18 protein-coding genes and 1 tRNA gene are annotated in these 18,183 nt (G+C 65.3%); 4 read left to right on the top strand and 15 right to left on the bottom strand.

The genetic code is table 11. From position 1 onward, the window contains the following. Positions 1-26: 26 nt before the first annotated feature. The 3 genes from B5483_RS16865 to B5483_RS16855 are packed head-to-tail and all read right to left on the bottom strand — an operon-like array spanning position 27 to position 2,081. Positions 27-794 (bottom strand): molybdopterin-dependent oxidoreductase, encoded by a 768-nt coding sequence (locus B5483_RS16865; protein ID WP_054947113.1) that lies wholly within the window; start codon positions 792-794, stop codon positions 27-29. Further along, positions 791-1,645, bottom strand: coding sequence for a cytochrome b/b6 domain-containing protein (locus B5483_RS16860; protein WP_079731242.1), 855 nt, complete (start codon positions 1,643-1,645; stop codon positions 791-793). Before B5483_RS16860 ends, B5483_RS16865 begins: the two co-directional genes overlap by 4 nt. A 19-nt stretch (positions 1,646-1,664) precedes the next feature. Continuing rightward, entirely contained in the window at positions 1,665-2,081 is a 417-nt protein-coding gene (locus B5483_RS16855; RefSeq protein ID WP_079731362.1) for a secondary thiamine-phosphate synthase enzyme YjbQ, read from the bottom strand. A gap of 319 nt (positions 2,082-2,400) precedes the next feature. Between B5483_RS16855 and B5483_RS16850 the strand changes: the two genes are divergently transcribed. Both B5483_RS16850 and B5483_RS16845 read left to right on the top strand, forming a co-directional pair. Then, positions 2,401-5,010 carry a TonB-dependent receptor gene (locus tag B5483_RS16850; RefSeq protein WP_054947115.1) on the top strand — a complete coding sequence of 870 codons (2,610 nt, stop codon included), beginning with the start codon at positions 2,401-2,403 and terminating at the stop codon, positions 5,008-5,010. 17 nt (positions 5,011-5,027) lie between these two features. Then, positions 5,028-6,080 carry a tyrosine-protein phosphatase gene (locus B5483_RS16845; protein ID WP_079731241.1) on the top strand — a complete coding sequence of 351 codons (1,053 nt, stop codon included), beginning with the start codon at positions 5,028-5,030 and terminating at the stop codon, positions 6,078-6,080. A gap of 30 nt (positions 6,081-6,110) precedes the next feature. On the opposite strand, the gene B5483_RS16840 is transcribed toward B5483_RS16845, so the two are convergent. The 4 genes from B5483_RS16840 to B5483_RS16825 form a co-directional block, all read right to left on the bottom strand. Beyond that, positions 6,111-7,370: a bifunctional alpha/beta hydrolase/OsmC family protein gene (locus B5483_RS16840; protein WP_079731240.1), complete on the bottom strand. Its 1,260-nt coding sequence runs from the start codon at positions 7,368-7,370 to the stop codon at positions 6,111-6,113. 25 nt (positions 7,371-7,395) lie between these two features. Beyond that, complete coding sequence (locus B5483_RS16835; RefSeq protein ID WP_079731239.1) at positions 7,396-7,782, bottom strand: OsmC family protein; 387 nt, start codon at positions 7,780-7,782, stop codon at positions 7,396-7,398. A gap of 29 nt (positions 7,783-7,811) precedes the next feature. Beyond that, the gene (locus tag B5483_RS16830; protein ID WP_079731238.1) at positions 7,812-8,708 is read right to left on the bottom strand and encodes a pirin family protein; all 897 of its coding nucleotides are present in this window, start codon (positions 8,706-8,708) and stop codon (positions 7,812-7,814) included. Between the two features lie 67 nt (positions 8,709-8,775). Beyond that, positions 8,776-9,489: a pirin family protein gene (locus B5483_RS16825; RefSeq protein WP_054947120.1), complete on the bottom strand. Its 714-nt coding sequence runs from the start codon at positions 9,487-9,489 to the stop codon at positions 8,776-8,778. 182 nt (positions 9,490-9,671) lie between these two features. Between B5483_RS16825 and fumC the strand changes: the two genes are divergently transcribed. Continuing rightward, positions 9,672-11,063 (top strand): class II fumarate hydratase, encoded by a 1,392-nt coding sequence (gene fumC / locus B5483_RS16820; RefSeq protein WP_079731361.1) that lies wholly within the window; start codon positions 9,672-9,674, stop codon positions 11,061-11,063. A 117-nt stretch (positions 11,064-11,180) separates the two neighbouring features. After that, positions 11,181-11,254: transfer RNA gene (locus B5483_RS16815), tRNA-Gly, on the top strand. Positions 11,255-11,281: 27 nt separating this feature from the next. Here the strand turns inward: B5483_RS16815 and B5483_RS16810 are convergent. The 8 genes from B5483_RS16810 to B5483_RS16775 all read right to left on the bottom strand — a co-directional run bounded on the left by B5483_RS16810 (position 11,282) and on the right by B5483_RS16775 (position 18,181). Next, positions 11,282-11,779 (bottom strand): nuclear transport factor 2 family protein, encoded by a 498-nt coding sequence (locus tag B5483_RS16810; protein ID WP_054947121.1) that lies wholly within the window; start codon positions 11,777-11,779, stop codon positions 11,282-11,284. Further along, complete coding sequence (locus tag B5483_RS16805) at positions 11,772-12,827, bottom strand: NADP-dependent oxidoreductase (RefSeq protein WP_054947122.1); 1,056 nt, start codon at positions 12,825-12,827, stop codon at positions 11,772-11,774. Before B5483_RS16805 ends, B5483_RS16810 begins: the two co-directional genes overlap by 8 nt. Positions 12,828-12,870: 43 nt before the next feature. Next, on the bottom strand, positions 12,871-13,173 hold the full coding sequence (locus B5483_RS16800) for a putative quinol monooxygenase (protein ID WP_079731237.1): 303 nt from the start codon (positions 13,171-13,173) through the stop codon (positions 12,871-12,873). A gap of 36 nt (positions 13,174-13,209) precedes the next feature. Further along, positions 13,210-14,406 (bottom strand): aromatic ring-hydroxylating oxygenase subunit alpha, encoded by a 1,197-nt coding sequence (locus B5483_RS16795; protein ID WP_079731360.1) that lies wholly within the window; start codon positions 14,404-14,406, stop codon positions 13,210-13,212. Between the two features lie 41 nt (positions 14,407-14,447). Then, positions 14,448-15,083 carry a Dabb family protein gene (locus B5483_RS16790; protein WP_079731359.1) on the bottom strand — a complete coding sequence of 212 codons (636 nt, stop codon included), beginning with the start codon at positions 15,081-15,083 and terminating at the stop codon, positions 14,448-14,450. Between the two features lie 132 nt (positions 15,084-15,215). Then, positions 15,216-15,803, bottom strand: coding sequence for a TetR/AcrR family transcriptional regulator (locus B5483_RS16785; protein ID WP_079731236.1), 588 nt, complete (start codon positions 15,801-15,803; stop codon positions 15,216-15,218). 72 nt (positions 15,804-15,875) lie between these two features. Further along, positions 15,876-16,328 (bottom strand): MaoC family dehydratase, encoded by a 453-nt coding sequence (locus B5483_RS16780; RefSeq protein WP_054947126.1) that lies wholly within the window; start codon positions 16,326-16,328, stop codon positions 15,876-15,878. After that, positions 16,328-18,181 carry an acetyl/propionyl/methylcrotonyl-CoA carboxylase subunit alpha gene (locus B5483_RS16775; protein WP_079731358.1) on the bottom strand — a complete coding sequence of 618 codons (1,854 nt, stop codon included), beginning with the start codon at positions 18,179-18,181 and terminating at the stop codon, positions 16,328-16,330. Before B5483_RS16775 ends, B5483_RS16780 begins: the two co-directional genes overlap by 1 nt. Positions 18,182-18,183: the final 2 nt, after the last annotated feature.

Here is an 18,183-nt window from a genome sequence, read left to right as displayed (position 1 = left end):
GCCTCAATTCGTCACGGGCCAAGGCGTCAAATTCCGGCATACCAGGCATAGGCGCCCTGGTCCTCCCAATAGCCGCCCTTGCCGCCGTAGAGTCCTTCCAGCGACGCACGCGCCTCTATGCGGGTGACGAACTTGGCGTGCTTGTAGCCGAGCTGCCTTTCGACGCGCAGGCGCAGCGGGGCACCGTGCTGCTGCTCCAGCGGCTTGCCGTTCATCTGCCAGGCCAGGATCGTCTGGGGATGGAACGCATCGACAAGGTCGATGGATTCGTAATAGGGCCGCCCGCGATAGAGGTCCGCGCAGTGGAAGACGATATACTGCGCCTGCGGCTTCAGCCGCGCGAGATCGAGGACATGGGCAAGGCGCGGCCCCTGCCACTGGCCGATCGCGCTCCACCCCTCGACGCAGTCGTGCCGCGTGATCTGCTTGCGCTGCGGCAATTGCCTGAGTGCGGTCAGCGGGATCGCCAGCGGCCGCTCGACAAGCCCGTCGACCTTGAGCGACCAGTTCGCAAAGCCCTGCGCCAGATGCTGCCGGTATTCCCCGCCCGCGCCTTCGCGGCTGCCGTTGGCACGGAAGACCGGCGACATGTCGCCAACGGAAAACTCGCGCGCCAGGGCATTGCGACCCAACGCCCGCTGGCTGGCCTTGTGCAGGTCCTCGCCGCTTTCCAGTACGGAGCGGAAGGTCGGATTCTCGAACAGCTTGTCGCAGCCCGACAGGAGCAGGCCGCCGGTGCCGACCACGCCGGTGCGGATCAGCGTGCGGCGCGAGAGGATCAGCTTGCGGCTCATTGGCCCTTCTCCTTCGGCAGCCGGTACTTGCCGGTAATCATCGAACGGACTTCGTTGATGGGCCCGGCCAGCACGACCATGACCATGTGGACGACGAAGAAAACCACAAGCAGGAAGGCGCAGATGAAATGGACCGAACGCGCCGATTGCCGCCCCCCGAACAGTTCGGTGACGATCGGTGCCCAGGCGTCGGTGCCCGGCGACATGGCAAGGCCGGTGACGATCATCAGCGGCAACAGCACGAACAGGACCCCGGCATAGGCGAGCTTTTGCAGGGCATTGTAGCGCAGCGCCGCCGCGCCCTTCGGGAACCGCAGCCGCGCGTGCTGATTCACATCATGCCACAAGTGGCGTGGGCTCCATTCCCGGCGGGTGATGTGGATGTCGCGCCGCAAGTGCCCGTTGACCAGCGACCGGACCAGATAGGCCAGCAGTCCCAGCGCCAGCACCCAGGCGAAGGCAAGGTGCCAGATGCGCGCACCGGCGAGGCTGTAGCGCGAAGGGATCGTCGCCCAGGACGGAAAGGCATAGCGTTGCTGGCGGCCATTGCTGTCCTGCCACAGGCCAAGCACGCCGGTGGTGTCGATCCGTTCGTCGCCGACTTGCAGGAAACCGCTGTATTCTCCGGTCCTCGTGTTCTGCAGGGTGCCGATCTTGAGCCAGGGCCGATCGAAGTTCGCCCCGTATTCGCCCCAGTAGAGGCGCGGGTGGGCGTTGAAGATCATCAGCCCGCTCATCAGCATCACGAGCAGGGTGACGGCATTGATCCAGTGCCAGATGCGCGTCGAGAGCCGATGCCGACGCACAAGATCTCCGCCCTGTGCGGCTTCGGGTGATGCATCGCTGGCCATGGGTGTCGGCTCCATTCGGCTATTGTCCCAGAAGGTGGATCGCCACCTGCCGGCGATGCGGCATGCGGCGGTGCTCGGCAAGGTAGATGCCCTGCCACGTGCCCAGCGCCATCCTCCCCCCGATCACCGGGATCGACAGGTTCACGCCGGTCAGCGTCGCGCGCAAGTGCGCGGGCATGTCGTCCGGCCCTTCATCGTCATGGGCATAGTGATCGCCTTCCGGCGCCAGCCGCTCCAGCCAGTCGAGCAAGTCGCGGCGCACTTCGCGCGCGGCATTCTCCTGGATCAGCAGCGAGGCCGAAGTGTGGCGGCACAGCAGTGTCAGCAGGCCCTCTCCCACGTCGTGCCCGCCGAGCCAGTCGGCCACGGCATGCGTGATTTCGGTAAGACCCCGGCCGGGCGTATCGATGGTTAGGAGTGTCGTGGACTGCTGCATGAAGGGCGCGATACTGCGCCGGACGCGGCAGGCTTTCAACCTGTTCCGCGCCATTCGGCGATGGGCATCACATTTTTGCAGTAGACATCAATTTAACGCGAAGGCCGCACGCTTCCGCCTCGGCACCGAGCCGGTTTCGTGACATTAAAATACTGATAAATCACGATAATGATGGGTAAAAAGGCCTCCACGCGATCGGCGTTTGTCATAATTATAATATAATTCTGAAACCGAACTGTCCCTGAACTTTTCACCCCCTGTAACAAACCCCTCCTAGGCGCCGCCCCGAAGACAGATCACTTCAGGGGAAATCCACCAGATGAAATACCTTTCGTACCGCGCGGCGGGCCTTGCCAGCGCGCTTGCCATCGCCGTGTCCCTGGCCGGCGTGGCCCAGGCGGCGGAATCCGGCGCGGCCGACCTTGCCGCTGCCGAAGCAGGGGTGGCGCCGCAGGACGACATGATCCCGGGCGGCGAAATCGGCAACACCATCATCGTCACCGGCACCATCCTCGCCTCGCAGCAGGCCTCGGTCGAAGCCAAGCGCAAGGCCGACAACCTCTCCGACATCGCCGCGGCCGACGCCGTGGGTCGCTTCCCCGACCAGAACGCCGCAGCCGCGCTGGCCCGCCTGCCCGCCGTCGCGGTGCAGCGCGACCAGGGACAGGAGCGCTACATCCAGGTGCGCGGCGCGCCCAACCGCTGGACCTCCGTCTCGATCGACGGCATCCCGATGGTCGGCGTCGACGAAGGCGGTGACACCCGCGCCTATCGCTTCGACGCGATCCCGGCGGTGATGCTCTCTGAAATGGTGGTCAACAAGTCGCTGACCTCGGACATGCAGGCCGATGCCATCGTCTCGACGATCGACTTGCGGACTTACTCGCCGATGGAGCAGCGCGGCCTGCATGTGTCGGGCGATCTCGGCTACGGGTTCATGGGCCTGGGCGGGGGCGAACAGCGTCAGGGCTCGCTGCGCCTGTCTTGGTCCAACGATACTTTCGGCTTCGTGCTGGGCGGTTCGCACTATCGCCGCAAGCAGCTTACCGACAACCGCGAAGTGGGTGCCTATGATGCCAAGGGCCCGACCGAGTTCGACATCCGCCAGTACGAGCTCGAACGCTGGAACAACGGCCTGTTCGGCGCCGTCGAGTACAGCCCGGAAGCCGGCCAGCGCATCTACGCCAAGGCAATCTTCTCCGAGTTCAACGACGACGAGCAGCGTAACCAGTACGAGCTGCAACTCGAAAAGGCTGCCTCGGGCACCCGCACGCAGGCCTCGGGCGACCTGACCGGCGTGCCGATGCGCGGCAGCTTCAACTACGGCGAATATCGCAACCGCAACTACATCGGCACGATCGGCGGCGAGTACGACGACTTCGACGGCTTCACCGCCGCAGTGAAGCTCAACTACACCCGCACCGACAACAGCAGCTACCTGCCGCTGGTCCAGTCCTCGACAACCGGCGCGAACAACCTCTCGTTCACGTACGACAACAGCAATCCGAACTTCCCGATCGTCTCGCTGACCGGCGGTGCATTCAACCAGGCGAGCCTCTCGACCGGACGCGCCTACATGATCGCCGCGCGGCAAAAGACCGTCTCGGACAGCTATACCGCCAAGGTCGACGTCGCCAAGGAAATGGGCGCGCTCACGCTTGCGGCGGGCGGGCTCTTTGCCGACCGCGACATCGCGGGCAACAACTTCTCGTTCTCCAACATCGCGGCGATCGGCGCGCTCGGTTCGGTAGTCGGCCAGCCCTTCGACGTGAACAGCTACGTCACCGACAAGGCCTGGGACACCGACTTTCCGCTCGGCCTGAACTTCAACTACGTCGACAACGTCGCCATGCGCCGTGACATCGACAGCCTGCTCGGCAAGCTCGAGGCCGCCGGTCTCTACGATCCGGCCAAGGACATTCCGGCCAGCGACCGCTACGCCCAGCGTGAAAAGACGCTAGCGGGCTATGTCTCGGCCAAGCTGGAAACCGGTGCGCTGACCGCGATTGCCGGCCTGCGGGTAGAGAACTACGTGCTCGACAATTCAGGCTCGGTCCTCTCGAACGGCGCCTATACGCCGCTCACCTTCCACAAGAACCGCACCGACTTCTTCCCGAGCCTCAACCTCAAGTACGAAGCCACCAACGACCTGGTCCTGCGCCTTGCCGGCCAGCGCGGCATATCGCGCCCGGCCTACGGCGCGATCCGCGTCGGCGCCTCGATCAACGATACGACTTCGCCCGGCGAAATCTCCGGCGGCAACCCGCTGCTCAAGCCCGAATACACCTGGGGCCTCGACGCCAGCGTCGAATACTACCTGCCGGGCAATGGCCTGCTCTCGGTTGCAGGTTTCTCCCGCTGGGTCGACAATGTGCTGTACTCCAGCAAGCAGCCGGTCGGCTCCGACTTCTACAGCTTCGGCGGGACCGACCGTTCGAACTACCTGCTCAAGGGCACCTTCAACGGCAAGCATGGCAAGCTTTACGGTGTCGAGTTCAACGCGCAAAAGCAGTTCGACTTCCTGCCTGCGCCCTTTGACGGCTTCGGCTTCCAGGGCAACCTGACCCTGCTCGACGGCGACTTCGACACCCCGACGCAGAAGGCAATCCCTTTCCAGGGCATGTCCAAGAAGATCGCCAACGCTTCTCTGTTCTATGAAAAGTACGGCTTCTCGGGCCGCGTCAGCTACCAGTGGCGTTCGGACTGGCTGGACACGCTGGGCGGCATGGGCAGCGGCGAACACCGCAAGGGCTACGAGAACCTCGACGTCTCGCTGCGTTATGCGGTGAACGAGAACTTCACGGTTTTCGCGGACCTCGCCAACCTCACCAACGAAACGTACATCGCCTATGCCGGCACCCAGGCAATGCCGACCGAAGTCGAGCGCATCGGTTCGCGCTACCTCTTCGGCGTACGCTTCGGCTTCTGATCGGGAAACACATCCTCATGCGTTACACCACCTGCACCGCCCTTATTGCCACGATTGCCGTGCTGGCATCCTCTCCCGCGTCGGCGCGGGAGATGGCGACCCTCACCCGTCTCGATGCGCAGACCGTCGAGCTTGATCGGGGAGATGTGGCCCCGGTCTCGGTCTGGATCAGCGCGGACACGACCGTCGACGATGGCGACCGGCGCGTCACCGCCACCGGCAAGGACCGCAAGGTCAAGCTGGCGATCCCCGCCGACGAGCATCGCTACGTCATCCTCCTTGGCGAAGGCGGACATTCGACCGTCGTTGCCGAGCGCGTGCTGCCGCTGCAGCAAGGCAGCAATTTCCGCGATATCGGCGGTTACGTCACGAAGGACGGCCATCAGGTCCGTTGGGGCAAGGCGTTCCGCTCGGGCGCCATGCCCCTGCTTTCGGATGCCGACTATGCCCTGATCGACCAGTTGCACATCGACAGCGTCGTCGACCTGCGCTCCCTCGAGGAACGCGAAGTCGCACCCGACTTGGTCGACGATCGCACCGGCGCCCTGTTCCTTGCCAACGACTATTCGCTCAAGCCATTGCTGGCGGCCTATGGTGCCGGCGATGGCGAGAACACCTACAAGGGCATGGAGAAGATGCTCGTGCCCCAGTTCCGGGCGCTGTTCCGCCGCCTGCTGGCAGACGAGGGCGCGGTGATCTACCACTGCTCGGCCGGGCAGGACCGCACGGGGATCGCCACCGCGCTGATCTACGACCTGCTGGGCGTCGACCGCGAGACGATCCTCAAGGACTATCACCTCTCGACCGCGCTGCGCCGCCCGCAATTCGAGATGCCCAAGGTCGATCCGAAGGACTATCCGAACAACCCCATCGTCGCGATGTACATGTCCGGTGACGAGAAGCAGCGGCACGTCGTACAGCCGCTCTACACGCCGAGCGGGGCCTCGCACCTCGCCCAGTTCTTCACCTATCTGGACCGGCAGTACGGCGGTACCGAAGGCTACCTGAAGCAGGAAGTCGGGCTGACCGACGCGGACTTCGCCAAGCTGCGCCGCGAACTGCTCGACTGACCGAAGCCGATTGAACGGAACGCCCGGGCATCAGTCCCGGGCGTCCACCGCCACCTGCATGTCGGCCGCATGGGCCGATTCCGGTTCGGCCGCCGCGGGCGGCTCACCGATCACCGTGTCGAAGCGCGCGCCCTTCTCGAGCGTGCGATGTACCGGGCAGCGCTCGGCCATTTCCAGCAGGCGCTGGCGCTGATCGGCGTCGATCTCGCCCTCGATGGCGATGCGGCGGGTGAAGACATCGGGCTGCGCCTGCCCGGTCTCACGGCGATGGCCGACAGCCGTACGGATGCGCGTGACCGGCAGCCCCTTGTGGTCGGCATAGAGGCGCAGCGTCATCGTCGTGCACGCCGCCAGCGCCGAAGACAGCAGATCATAAGGTGAAGGACCCGAGCCGAGTCCGCCGACATTGCGCGGCTCGTCGGCCAGGAAGCGCGCTCCGCCCGCCGAAATCGCAAGCTGGAACTTGCCCGCGCCGGTCTCCTCGGCCAGCACGTCCTCGCTGGGACGCGGTGCCGGAACCGCTTGCAGCAGGTCCAGATAGCGCGCCGCCCAGGCCATCACGACGCCGGCGACATAATCCGCATCGCCCTTGCGCGTCAGCAGGTGGTCGGCATCGTCCAGCGTCACGAAGCTCTTGGGATGCAGCGCCGCAGTGAAGATCCTGGTCGCCTGCGCCAGCGGCACCGTATCGTCCAGCGGAGCGTGCATGATCAGCAGCGGCTTGCGCAGGGCCTTGAGCGCTGCGCCGAGGTCGGTTGCGCGCAGTTCCTCGACCATCGCCTTGCCCACGCGGAACGGACGCCCGGCCAGGTGGACATCTGTTTCCCCGTCACGCTCCAGCGCGGAGAGCGCCTCGTCGCCGAAATGGTGCATCGCCACCTGCAGCGAAAACGGCGCACCGATCGTCGCCACGGCACGCACCGAGGCGATCTCGCCCGCAGCGGCAATCGCCGCCGCGCCGCCCATGCTGTGACCGATCAGCAGCGAAGGCGCCATGCCCTCGCCCGTCATCACTTCGGCGGCGGCGATCAGGTCGGCCACGTCGGCGCTGAACTTCGAAGCCGCGAATTCGCCTTCGCTGGCGCCGAGGCCGGCAAAGTCGAAGCGCAGCACGCCGATGCCCTGCGCCGCGAGTGCTCGGCCGACCCGCACTGCGGCCAGGTTGTCCTTCCCGCAAGTGAAGCAATGCGCGAAGATCGCCCAGGCCCGCGCCCGGCCTTCGGGCACATCGAGGCGGCCCGACAGGCGATGTCCATTGGCTCCGGTAAAATCGAATGCCCTTGCAGCCATGATCTGCTCCTCAGCGCGCCGCCGGTCAGGCCAGCGTGGTCGTGATGCCGATACCGTTCTTGAGCGTGAGCGTCACGGGCGTGCGCTCCGCGATGTCTGCAAGCCGCGCACGCTGTTCCTGATCCAGCGCGCCGGTCAGCGTCAGGGTACGCTCGATATGCGCCCCCTCCTTGCCGCCCACCAGCCGCAGGTCGACATCGGCGGATTCGAGCGGCCATTCCTTGCGGTCCGCATACATGCGCAGCGTGATCGCGGTGCAGGCACCGAGCCCGGCCAGGATGTAGTCGTAGGGCGCCGGTCCGGAGTTGGCGCCGCCAAGCCCGGCTCCTTCGTCCGCCACGAGAGCGTGGCCGCTCACTTCGATCTCGGTATGATAGCGATCGCGGCCGATGCGGGCAGTTCCATGTGCCATGTGCAATGCTCCCTTGCGGTGTGCGGCGGTCAGGCCGGAAGAGGGATGAATTCGGTTTCGCCCGGGACGGGGGCAAAGCGCTGCGCCTTCCAGTCTTCCTTGGCCTGCTCGATCCGGTCGCGCGAGGAGGACACGAAGTTCCAGAAGATATTTCGCCCTTCGGGGAACGGCTCGCCGCCCAGCAGCATCAGCCGCGCCGCGCCCCTGGCCTTGAGCACGACTTCCGCGCCCGGCTGGAAGATCACGAGTTCGCCAGTGGTAAAGGAACCCGTCTGCCCGATCACCTCGACCTCGCCGGACACGACGTAGACCGCCCGTTCTATATGCTCGGCCTTGACCTGGTAGCGCGCGCCTTCGGCCATGACGATGTCCGCATAGACCATGTCCGAGAATGTCTTCACCGGAGAGACCAGCCCGTCCGAAGTGCCGGCGACGAGGGTCAGCCGGGTGCCTCCATCCTCGGTCACCGGGATCTGGTCCGCCTTGTAGTGCGCGAAATCGGGATCGACTTCCTCGCGGTCGAGCGGGAGAGCGACCCAGGTCTGCAGGCCGAACAGCTTGCCGCCGCTGGCGCGGACCGCATCGGAGGTGCGCTCGGAGTGGACGATGCCGCTGCCCGCGGTCATCCAGTTGACCTCGCCGGGACGGATCGGCTGCAGCGATCCCAGCGAATCGCGGTGCAGGATCTCGCCTTCCAGCAGGTAGGTCACGGTCGCGAGGCCGATATGCGGGTGAGGGCGCACGTCGAGGCCCTCGCCACTGTCGAAGGCGGCCGGTCCCATCTGATCGAAGAAGATGAACGGGCCGACCATGCGGCGGTGGGCGGAAGGCAGCGCGCGGCGGACCTTGAAGCCGTCGCCAAGGTCGCGAACCGGCGGAAGGATGACGGAATCGACGCCTTCGACGTCAGTGGAACGGATGGACATGGGCACTCTCCTCAGGAACTGCGGGGATCGGCGGGCGCGCCATGCACGCCCGCCTCTCTCATCGGTTTCAGGCCGCGTCGACCAGGACGATCTCGCTGTCGTCCAGCGCCGTAACGCGCAGGACCTCGACATCGTTCACGGCAACGCCATCGCGTTCGCGCGCTTCGACTCCGTCACTCTCGCCTCCTTCTACACGGACCTGGCCGGTCGCGGGAACAAGATAGGCCTTGCGGTCGCGGCCAAGCGGGTACTCGGCCGTCTCGCCGGCCTTGAGCGTTGCCGCCACGACCCTCGCATCGGTGCGGATCGGCAGGGCATCGCCATCGCCGTCATAGCCCGAGGCCAGGGTGACGAACCGGCCCGAACGCTCGCCCTTGGGAAAGGGCCGCGCGCCCCAGCTCGGCGCATCGCCGCTGCGGGTGGGGATGATCCAGATCTGGAAGATCTTCGTGGTCACATCCTCCAGGTTGTATTCCGAATGGCGAATGCCGGTGCCCGCGCTCATCACCTGGACGTCGCCGGCCTCGGTGCGGCCCTTGTTGCCCAGGCTGTCCTCGTGGGTGATCGCGCCTTCGCGAACGTAAGTGATGATCTCCATGTCGGCATGCGGGTGCGGCGGGAAGCCGGTGCCCGGCGCGATCGTGTCGTCGTTCCAGACGCGCAGGTTGCCCCAGTGCACCCGCGCCGGATCATGGTAGCCGGCGAAGGAGAAGTGATGCTTGGCATAGAGCCAACCGTGATTGGCACCGCCAAGGCTTTCGAAAGGACGCAGTTCGATCATCGTATGTCTCCGGCGGGCAGCGGGGGCCGCCCGGTCGACCGTTCATATATGCCCATCCGCCCCTACGGATAACCGGAATAAAATCGTCCAAGATGTTCGAATAAGTGGAAATGATGAAACTGCCGGCACCATCCCCATGTGGAGTGCCGAGGGAAGCGCTGCCAGCCTTCAACGGAGCCGACATGACAGATACCCGCATCGAACGCGACACCATGGGCGAGATCGCCGTGCCCGCAGACCGCCTGTGGGGGGCGCAGACCCAGCGTTCCTTCGAGAACTTCCGGATCGGGGGAGAGCGCATGCCTCTCGCGATCGTGCACGCCATCGCCCAGATCAAGCGCGCCGCCGCCCGCGTGAATCGGCGCCTCGGCAAGCTCGACCCGCATCTGACCGAGGCGATCGTCACGGCCGCCGACGAAGTGATCGCGGGCAAGCTCGACGATCACTTCCCGCTGGTCGTCTGGCAGACCGGTTCGGGGACGCAGAGCAACATGAACGTCAACGAGGTGATCGCCAACCGCGCCAACCAGTTGCTCGGCGGCGAGCCGGGCGACCAGAAGCCGGTCCATCCCAACGACCACGTCAACCGCAGCCAGTCGTCGAACGACACATTCCCCACCGCCATCCACATCGCCGCAGCACACGCGCTGACCGCAAGGCTGCTGCCGCAGCTCACCGCCATGGCCGAAGTGCTGGAAGCCAAGGCCGCGCAATGGGCGCGGATCGTGAAGATCGGGCGCACCCATACACAGGACGCGACGCCCCTCACGCTCGGGCAGGAGTTCTCCGGCTATGCCGCGCAAGTGCGCGCGGGGATCGAACGGATCGAAACGACGCTTCCGGGCATCTGCCGCATCGCCCAGGGCGGGACCGCAGTCGGCACCGGGATCAACGCTCCGGTGGGTTTTGCCGAGGCCATCGCCGCCGAACTCGCGGAGGCGACCGGGCTGCCCCTCGTCACCGCGCCCAACAAGTTCGAGGCGCTCGCCGCGCAGGATGCACTGATCTTCACCCATGGCGCGCTCAACACGCTGGCAGCCTCGCTCTACAAGATCGCCAACGACATCCGCTTCCTCGGATCCGGCCCGCGCGCGGGACTGGGCGAGCTGGCCCTGCCCGCCAACGAGCCGGGTTCCTCGATCATGCCGGGGAAGGTCAATCCGACCCAGTGCGAAGCGATGACCCAGGTCTGCAGCCAGGTTTTCGGCAATCACGCGACCCTGACTTTCGCAGACAGCCAGGGGCAGTTCGAACTCAACGTCTATCGCCCGGTCATGGCCTACAACGCCCTGCAGTCGATCACCCTGCTTGCCGATGCCGCGCAGAGCTTCCGCGAACACCTCCTCGACGGGCTCGAACCGCGCGAGGACAACATCGCCGCGGGCGTCGAACGCTCGCTCATGCTGGTCACCGCACTGGCCCCGCAGATCGGCTACGAAGCCGCTGCGAAGATCGCCAAGAGCGCGCAGGAAAGCGGCAAGACCCTGCGCGAGGCCGCCGTGGAAGGCGGGGCCGTCTCCGCCGAAGACTTCGACCGCATCGTGCGTCCCGAAACGATGACCGGCCCAAGTTGAAGCAACCTGCAAGAGATCCGTTGACGACCCGGCCAGACCCATGGCACTAGGCCCGCCGCCCCAGTGGAAGTCCAAAGGATTTCCCGGCGCGCGCCAGACGAGCCAATTCGTCGAAACGCGGGTGTAGCTCAATGGTAGAGCAGAAGCTTCCCAAGCTTACGACGAGGGTTCGATTCCCTTCACCCGCTCCAGGCGCCATTGCCGGTTCGCGGCGGTTCCTATCCTATCGCAAACGGATGCGTCGGTGAGAGGCCGTCGCCGAAGTTCATCGGTCCGGTTCGGTCATCGGTTGCACGCGCGGCGCGGTCGAACAGGTTGAGCACGTAAGTCAGGCCGGACAGGCGCCACTCGCCATCGCGGCGTTCGGCTTCGAAGAGGTAGCGGCCCCAGAACGTGTCGTCGATGCCGGGCGCCGGATCGTCGGTGCGGCAAACGATGACCGAGCCGGCGTCGATCCTCGCGCGGTCGCCTGCCAGGGTAATCGCGGGAATGGCGAACATGTGCAGGCGGCGCGCATAGCCTTCCTCAAGCCGGGCGACAAAGCCCCGGTATTCCTCGAAGGTGCCCTTGAACATGCCGAAGTCGAACGTCGCCTCGGGCCAGAAAACCGCGTCGAGCCGGTCCCATTCGATCCAGTCGATGAGATTGCCGTATTCGGCCACCAGATCGGTCAGGCGGGCCCGGGCAACGAGGGCGGCAAGCCCCGCTTCAGGCATGATCCGCAATCTTCCAGTCGGCGAGCGTCGACACGCTATCGTCGATACGTACGAGCGTCTTGCCGGAGGTCTTGCCAGACATCAGGCGGATGAACGCCTCGGGCGTCGCTTCCAGACCCGTGGCGACGTTTTCGGTGGCGATCAGGTCGCCCGAGCGGATCCACTGCGCCAGCGCCTCCTCGGCCTCGTGCAGCATGTCGAGTGCCTCGTAGGCGAGAAAGCCGCGCATGGTGATGCGGTTGACCAGCACCTGCCAGATATTGCGCAGGCGATAGGGATCGGTCTGGTGGTTGTAGTTGGCGATCATGCCGCAGACCGGAATGCGCCCGAAGGCCTTCATCCGGGGTAGTACCGTGTCCAGCGTCACGCCGCCGACATTGTCGAAATAGAGGTCTATCCCATCGGGGAAGTGCTTCGCGATCTCGGCGTCGAGGTCCTTGCAGTCGCGATAGTTGATGGCGCCGTCCATGCCGAGTTCCTCGGTAATGATCCGCGCCTTCTCGTCCGAACCGACCGTACCGACGACGCGGCAGCCCGAGAGCCTGGCCACCTGCCCCGCGACCGATCCCACGGCGCCCGCCGCCGCGCTGATCAGCACTTCATCACCTTCGCGCATCTCGCCATAGCGCTTGAGCCCGACATAGGCCGTGATGCCCGACCAGCCGGCCGCGCCCATGTAGGCGGTAAGCGGCAGGTCCTCGGCCACGCGCACGTTCTCGAAGGCGACGCTGCCGGGCGCGATAATCGAATGGGTTTCCCAGCCGATGAAGGCACGGCCATAATCGCCTTCCCTGAAATCCGGATTGCGCGACTGGACGACGCGGCCCAGCACCATGGTCGGGATCAGGCCGCCGATCGGGACCGGTGGCAGGTAGCTCTTCACGTCGTCGAGCATCCCGCGCACGGCCGGGTCAATCGCGAAGACGCGGTTCTCCAGCAGGACCTGCCCTTCCCCGAGTTCGGGCAGCGCCACTTCCTCGATACGGAAGTTCTCCGGGACCGGAACGCCGCTGGGGCGCGATTCGAGGACGATACGGCGGTTCATCATGGCGGTCTTCTCCCGGTAATTTCTGGCGTTGCGGCGCGCTCGGTCAGTCGGCGAAGCCGCGTTCCCTGTCGGCGTCGAACTTGCGCACGCCCGAGGTGTCGATGCTGTCGGCCCATGCGCCCAGGACGCCGAGGACCGCCGGTTGCCCTAGGTGAACCGCCAGCGTCTCTTCATCGCGCCAGCGCTCGTAGACGAGCACGGTGCCCTCTTCCCGGCTGTCGACGGCGAAGTGGTAGTTGAGGCAACCGTCCTCCTGCAGCGTCGCGGCAACGAGACCGCGCAGGGTTTCGGCCAGTTCATCGACGCGATCAGGCGACGTCTTGAGGTGTCCGGCAAGGATGATCATGGTTTCAGGGCCTCTCGTTTTTTCTGTCGGGCGCCATCAATCGGCGCGCAGCAAGGGTTCGGGCACTGTCCCTTGTGACAGGTAATGCGCGATCCACTTGTGGAAGTACTGGTTGCCCAGTTCGTTGCGGCCGAAAGTGACGTGCCCGCTGCGCTGCGCTTCCAGCCCCTGCTGCACGCGCATGCCCATCAGATAGTCCTCCTTCTCGACGACGTCGAAGAAGAAGTCGCTCATCCGGTCGAGCTCCTCCCGCTCGGCTTCGGACGCCGGGGCGGTCGGGAAGATATAGTTCATGACGGTGACGTTGCGCCCCGGCGCATCGCCGGGGAAGAGCTGCGCGACCTGACACATCTCGGGCGCAAGAAACATCGCGAAGTTGGGAAAGAGCATGCGGATGAAGTCGTAGTTCAGGTTCTCCCGCTCGCCCCATTCCTCGCGCGGCAGGTCCTTCAGCTCGACGATGCGATGCTGCGGGTAGGAGAGGCGGATGTGCGGGCCGAATGCCTCGTAATAGGCGCGGTTCGAAGGTGTGCGCGGCAGGACCGTTTCGGGATGCGCGGCCTGGAAGTGATAGCCTTCGAGGTATCCGTCGTAGGCGACTTTCCAGTTGGCGCCCTGCATCGGCCGGGACTTGTGGAAGTACCATGTCTCCAGCCTGAGCGCGGCGAAGTCGTCGAGCATGCCGCCAAGGAACGCAGGGACGTCCATGGGCAGACCGGGCGTGAGGATCGCGAAGATCATCCCGGCCACTTCCTGACAGGGCAGTTCGGTCAGGCCGAGCGTGGACTTGTCGATATCGCCGAACGTACTGGCCTCGGTAATGCCGAGCAGGCGCCCGTCGCTGGCATATGTCCAGCCATGGTAGGGGCAGGAAAAGGCGCGGCAATTGCCCCTTCCCCCGTTCTCACCCTCATCGACCAGCTTCATCGCCCGGTGGCGACAGACGTTGAGGAAGGCCCGCGCCTTGCCATCGCTGCCGCGGGTCAGGAGTACCGGCATGCCCATCGGCGACATCGCCTTGTAGTCGCCCTTTTCGGGCATCTCGATGGTCAGTGCCAGCATCAGCGGCAGGCGCTTGAAGATCAGGTCGATCTCGCTCTGCCACTGCTCCGGATCAAGGTAGCTTTCGACCGGCACCTGCATGGTCGAGCCGGTCCGATCGGTGGTCTTCGCCTCGACGAAATGGAGCAGCTTTTCCGCCACTTCGCCGTAAGCCTCGCGCATTTCGGTCATCGCGCCATCTCCCATGCCTTGCCGGGCCAACCCGGCACTCTTTACCAGGCGGGGCCATCGCCCTCGGGCGTGGCCGGGCCGGTGAGCCAGTCGCCGGTGATGCCGATTTTCACCTCTGTCCCGCGGGCCACTTCGGTTTGCGGGTCGGGGGTCTGGAACATGATGCGGTTGGGGGCCCAGACCGATCCCAAGATCTCTTCCTCGTCGCTCGAGAGCGAGAGGCCGACCGTATCCAGCATTTCCTTCGCCCGCTCGCGGGTCTGGCCGCGGATTTCGGGGACCCAGGCCTTGCCGGCATCGTCATGCAGCCTGAGCACGCGGGCCCTTTCACGCTCGGCCTCCTCGGCGGCGAGCTTCTCGTCGAATTCGGGGCCGTGGTAGTCGATCTCCCAGTCGAAGGAGATCATGTTCTCCAGGATGTCGGGCAGGAACGGCGTCATGCGCAAGTGCGCCCAGTGGGACATGTAGCGATCCATCGCCTCGTAGCTGTCGATGTCGCAGCAGTTGGCGAAGTCGAAGTCGCCCGAATGGTAACGCGTCTTGACGCACAGGCCGTGGCTGTAGTCGCGCACTTCGCGGTTCAGGTGGGAGAGCTTCTTCACCTCCTCCAGGAAGATGTCGATCTTCTCCTGCGGGGCGTCCTTCTTGAACTTGATCATCACGACATGCCGGATCACATCTCTCTCCATCGCTGCGGCCGCGCCTTCGGGTCCTGCCTTCAGCGGCAGGGGTGGGCCCTGTTGTTGGAGGGGAGACTAACCCGGATCGCTATTTATGATGACTGTCAGATTAAACAGGTCGCGCCGGTTTCAGCCACCTTCGGCGAGACCGATATCCCTGAGTTGGGCGGCCAGCACTTCATGCATCCGCTCTACCGTCCAGTCATCGGGTGCGAAGCAGGCTTCCAGCCCGATCCCGGCGACTGCGGCAATCAGGCGACGGGCTGCAGCCTGCATCTGCGGATCGCGCTCCGGCCTGCCGAGCCGCTCGGCCAGCATCGCGCGGTAAAGCGCAAGACTGCCTTCCGCGGCGCGGCGGCGTTCTTCGAGGTAGGCCGGTTCGAGATGCGCACGCGACCAGAAGGCCAGCCACACCCGCCAGTTGCGCCGCGAAGCCTCACCGACGGGCAGGATCGCATCGAAGCATTCGAGCAGCGGGCGTCCCGCAGCATGCGCCTCCTGCAGGCGCTCGCCCGCCCGCGCGTTAGCCACCTGATAGACCTTGAACAGCAGTTCGTTCTTGTTGCGGAAATAGTGCGAGACGATCGAGGTGCTGCACCCGTTTGCCGCAGCAATCTCGCGGAAGGTCAGGGCTTCGATGCCCTTCTCGGCGACGAGATCGAAGGCGACCGACACCACTTCCGCCCGCCGTTCTTCCCTGTCGACCACGATCGGCATTGCCCGCGCACCCTCACTCGCACCTGATCCCACCCGCCTTGGTCACAGGCCGGCCAGTGTCAAGTCCGGGGGCTACTTCGGTTTGCTGTTCAGCAGGGTGCTGCGCTGGCAGGACAGGACGACTTCACCCTTCTGGTTGGTCAGTTCATGGCGGAAGACCACGATGCCCTGCCCGGGCCGCGACTTGCTTTCGCGCAACTCGATCACTTCGCTGGTGCAGGTGAGCGTATCGCCGATGAAGGTCGGCTTGGGCGTCACCACCTTGTCGAAGCCGAGATTGGCGACGAGCGTGCCCACCGTCGTGTCGGCAACCGACAGGCCGATGGCGAGGCTGAAGGTGAAAGTCGAATTGACGAGGATGCGGCCGAATTCGCTCTTCCTCGCCAGTTCCGCATCGAGATGCAGCGGCTGCATGTTGTGGGTCATGGCCGAGAACATCAGGTTGTCGGTCTCGGTGACGGTACGGCTCGGCTGGTGCGTCAGCTTGTCGCCGACGTGCCATTCATCGAAGTAACGGCCCGGCATTACTCGGTCTCCTCGATCTGCACGAGCAGGGCATCGACCTGCACCAGCGTGCCTTCCTCGACGTCGATCTTCGCGACCACACCGTCGAACGGAGCGGTCAGGGCGTGCTCCATCTTCATCGCCTCCAGCGTGAGCAGTTTCTGTCCGCGGGTGACGGTATCGCCCTGCGCGACGTCGACCGCGATGACCTTGCCAGGCATCGGCGCGTGGATCGCGCCGGAACCATCGGCCGCGCCATGCGCAGCATCGTGCCGCCAGGGCGAGAGCAGCCAGGCCTGCCCCTGCTCGGTCACCAGCACGCTCGACACCGGCTCATCGCTGCCTTCTCCGGTCAGCGCGATCTCCACCTTCTCGCCATCGAGCAGGAACCATGCTGCACGTGCCGGCGCAGCATTGAGGCGGAAGCCGGCCATGTCGGTAATTGGCAGCATGGCATTGGCCGCCGCCTGCAGCACGTCGTCCGAAGGCACCGGCGGCTGCGCCATCGCCTCGCCGTCGCGCCCGATCAGGCCGGTGTCGACATCGCCGGACACGAACTGCGGATGCTGCAGCGCGCGGACCAGGAAAGAGGCATTGGTCCGGACCGGCCAGACCGCGGTATCGGCGAGCATCTCGCCCAGCCGCTCGCGCGCCTCGTCGCGATCCTCACCCCAGGCGATGACCTTGGCGATCATCGGGTCGTAGTGCGGCGAAACTTCCGCACCTTCATAGACGCCGGTATCGATGCGGCCCCAGCCCTCGGCACCTTCGGCCTCGCCGAACTGCAGCAATTCGAGCGTGCCGATGCTCGGCAGGAAGCCGCGCGCAGGGTCTTCCGCATAGAGGCGCGCTTCCATCGCCCAGCCGTCGATGGTGAGGTCGTCCTGGCGCATCGGGATCGGCTCGTCACTGGCAACGCGCAACTGCCACTCGACCAGATCGACGCCGGTGATCGCCTCGGTCACCGGATGTTCGACCTGCAGGCGCGTGTTCATTTCCATGAACCAGATCCGGTCCGCCGAGAGCTTGCCCGAACCGTCGGCGATGAATTCGATGGTCCCCGCGCCGACGTAGTCGACGGCCTTGGCTGCACGCACCGCTGCAGCACAAAGCGCCTCGCGGGTGGCCGCATCCATGCCCGGTGCGGGGGCTTCCTCGATCACCTTCTGATGGCGGCGCTGCAACGAACAGTCGCGCTCGAAGAGGTGGACGACGTTGCCGTGGCTGTCGCCGAAGACCTGCACTTCGATATGGCGCGGGCTGGCGATGTACTTTTCGATCAGGACATGGTCGTTGCCGAAGCTCGCCGCTGCTTCGCGCTTGCAGGAAACCAGCGCGTCGGCGAAATCCTCCTCGCTCTCGACCAGTCGCATGCCCTTGCCGCCGCCCCCCGCGACAGCCTTGATCAGGACAGGATAGCCGACCTTGAGGGCTTCCTCGGCGAGGAAGGAAGTCGACTGGTCCTCGCCCATGTAGCCCGGCGTCACCGGAACCCCGGCCTCGGCCATCAGCGTCTTGGCAGCGTCCTTCAGGCCCATCGCCGTGATCGAGGAAGGCTTGGGCCCGACCCACACGATCCCGGCATCGATCACCGCCTGCGCGAAAGCCGCGTTCTCGGACAGGAAACCGTAACCGGGATGGATCGCCTCGGCCCCGGTCTGCAGGGCAGCTGCGATGATCTTCTCGCCCACAAGATAGGATTCGCGCGTGGGGGCAGGGCCGATGTGGACCGCTTCGTCCGCCTCGCGAACGTGCAGTGCGTCGGCATCGGCGTCGGAATAGACCGCCACCGTGCGGATGCCGAGCGCGCGCGCGGTGCGAATGACCCGGCAGGCGATTTCGCCGCGATTGGCGATAAGGAGAGACTGGATCATGG

Origin of the sequence: Novosphingobium mathurense, assembly GCF_900168325.1 — a bacterium.
Classification (GTDB): domain Bacteria; phylum Pseudomonadota; class Alphaproteobacteria; order Sphingomonadales; family Sphingomonadaceae; genus Novosphingobium; species Novosphingobium mathurense.
This window is presented reverse-complemented; position numbering and strand designations above follow the sequence as displayed.

Coding starts and splice junctions, on each gene's coding strand:
- B5483_RS16850 (WP_054947115.1), top strand. CDS start 2,401: ATGAAATACCTTTCGTACCGCGCGGCGGGCCTTGCCAGCGCGCTTGCC.
- B5483_RS16860 (WP_079731242.1), bottom strand. CDS start 1,645: ATGGCCAGCGATGCATCACCCGAAGCCGCACAGGGCGGAGATCTTGTG.
- B5483_RS16840 (WP_079731240.1), bottom strand. CDS start 7,370: ATGGCTGCAAGGGCATTCGATTTTACCGGAGCCAATGGACATCGCCTG.
- B5483_RS16775 (WP_079731358.1), bottom strand. CDS start 18,181: ATGATCCAGTCTCTCCTTATCGCCAATCGCGGCGAAATCGCCTGCCGG.
- B5483_RS16845 (WP_079731241.1), top strand. CDS start 5,028: ATGCGTTACACCACCTGCACCGCCCTTATTGCCACGATTGCCGTGCTG.
- B5483_RS16865 (WP_054947113.1), bottom strand. CDS start 794: ATGAGCCGCAAGCTGATCCTCTCGCGCCGCACGCTGATCCGCACCGGC.
- B5483_RS16810 (WP_054947121.1), bottom strand. CDS start 11,779: ATGCCTGAAGCGGGGCTTGCCGCCCTCGTTGCCCGGGCCCGCCTGACC.
- B5483_RS16835 (WP_079731239.1), bottom strand. CDS start 7,782: ATGGCACATGGAACTGCCCGCATCGGCCGCGATCGCTATCATACCGAG.
- B5483_RS16830 (WP_079731238.1), bottom strand. CDS start 8,708: ATGTCCATCCGTTCCACTGACGTCGAAGGCGTCGATTCCGTCATCCTT.
- B5483_RS16780 (WP_054947126.1), bottom strand. CDS start 16,328: ATGCCGGGCCGTTACTTCGATGAATGGCACGTCGGCGACAAGCTGACG.
- B5483_RS16825 (WP_054947120.1), bottom strand. CDS start 9,489: ATGATCGAACTGCGTCCTTTCGAAAGCCTTGGCGGTGCCAATCACGGT.
- fumC (WP_079731361.1), top strand. CDS start 9,672: ATGACAGATACCCGCATCGAACGCGACACCATGGGCGAGATCGCCGTG.
- B5483_RS16855 (WP_079731362.1), bottom strand. CDS start 2,081: ATGCAGCAGTCCACGACACTCCTAACCATCGATACGCCCGGCCGGGGT.
- B5483_RS16785 (WP_079731236.1), bottom strand. CDS start 15,803: ATGCCGATCGTGGTCGACAGGGAAGAACGGCGGGCGGAAGTGGTGTCG.
- B5483_RS16800 (WP_079731237.1), bottom strand. CDS start 13,173: ATGATCATCCTTGCCGGACACCTCAAGACGTCGCCTGATCGCGTCGAT.
- B5483_RS16805 (WP_054947122.1), bottom strand. CDS start 12,827: ATGATGAACCGCCGTATCGTCCTCGAATCGCGCCCCAGCGGCGTTCCG.
- B5483_RS16795 (WP_079731360.1), bottom strand. CDS start 14,406: ATGACCGAAATGCGCGAGGCTTACGGCGAAGTGGCGGAAAAGCTGCTC.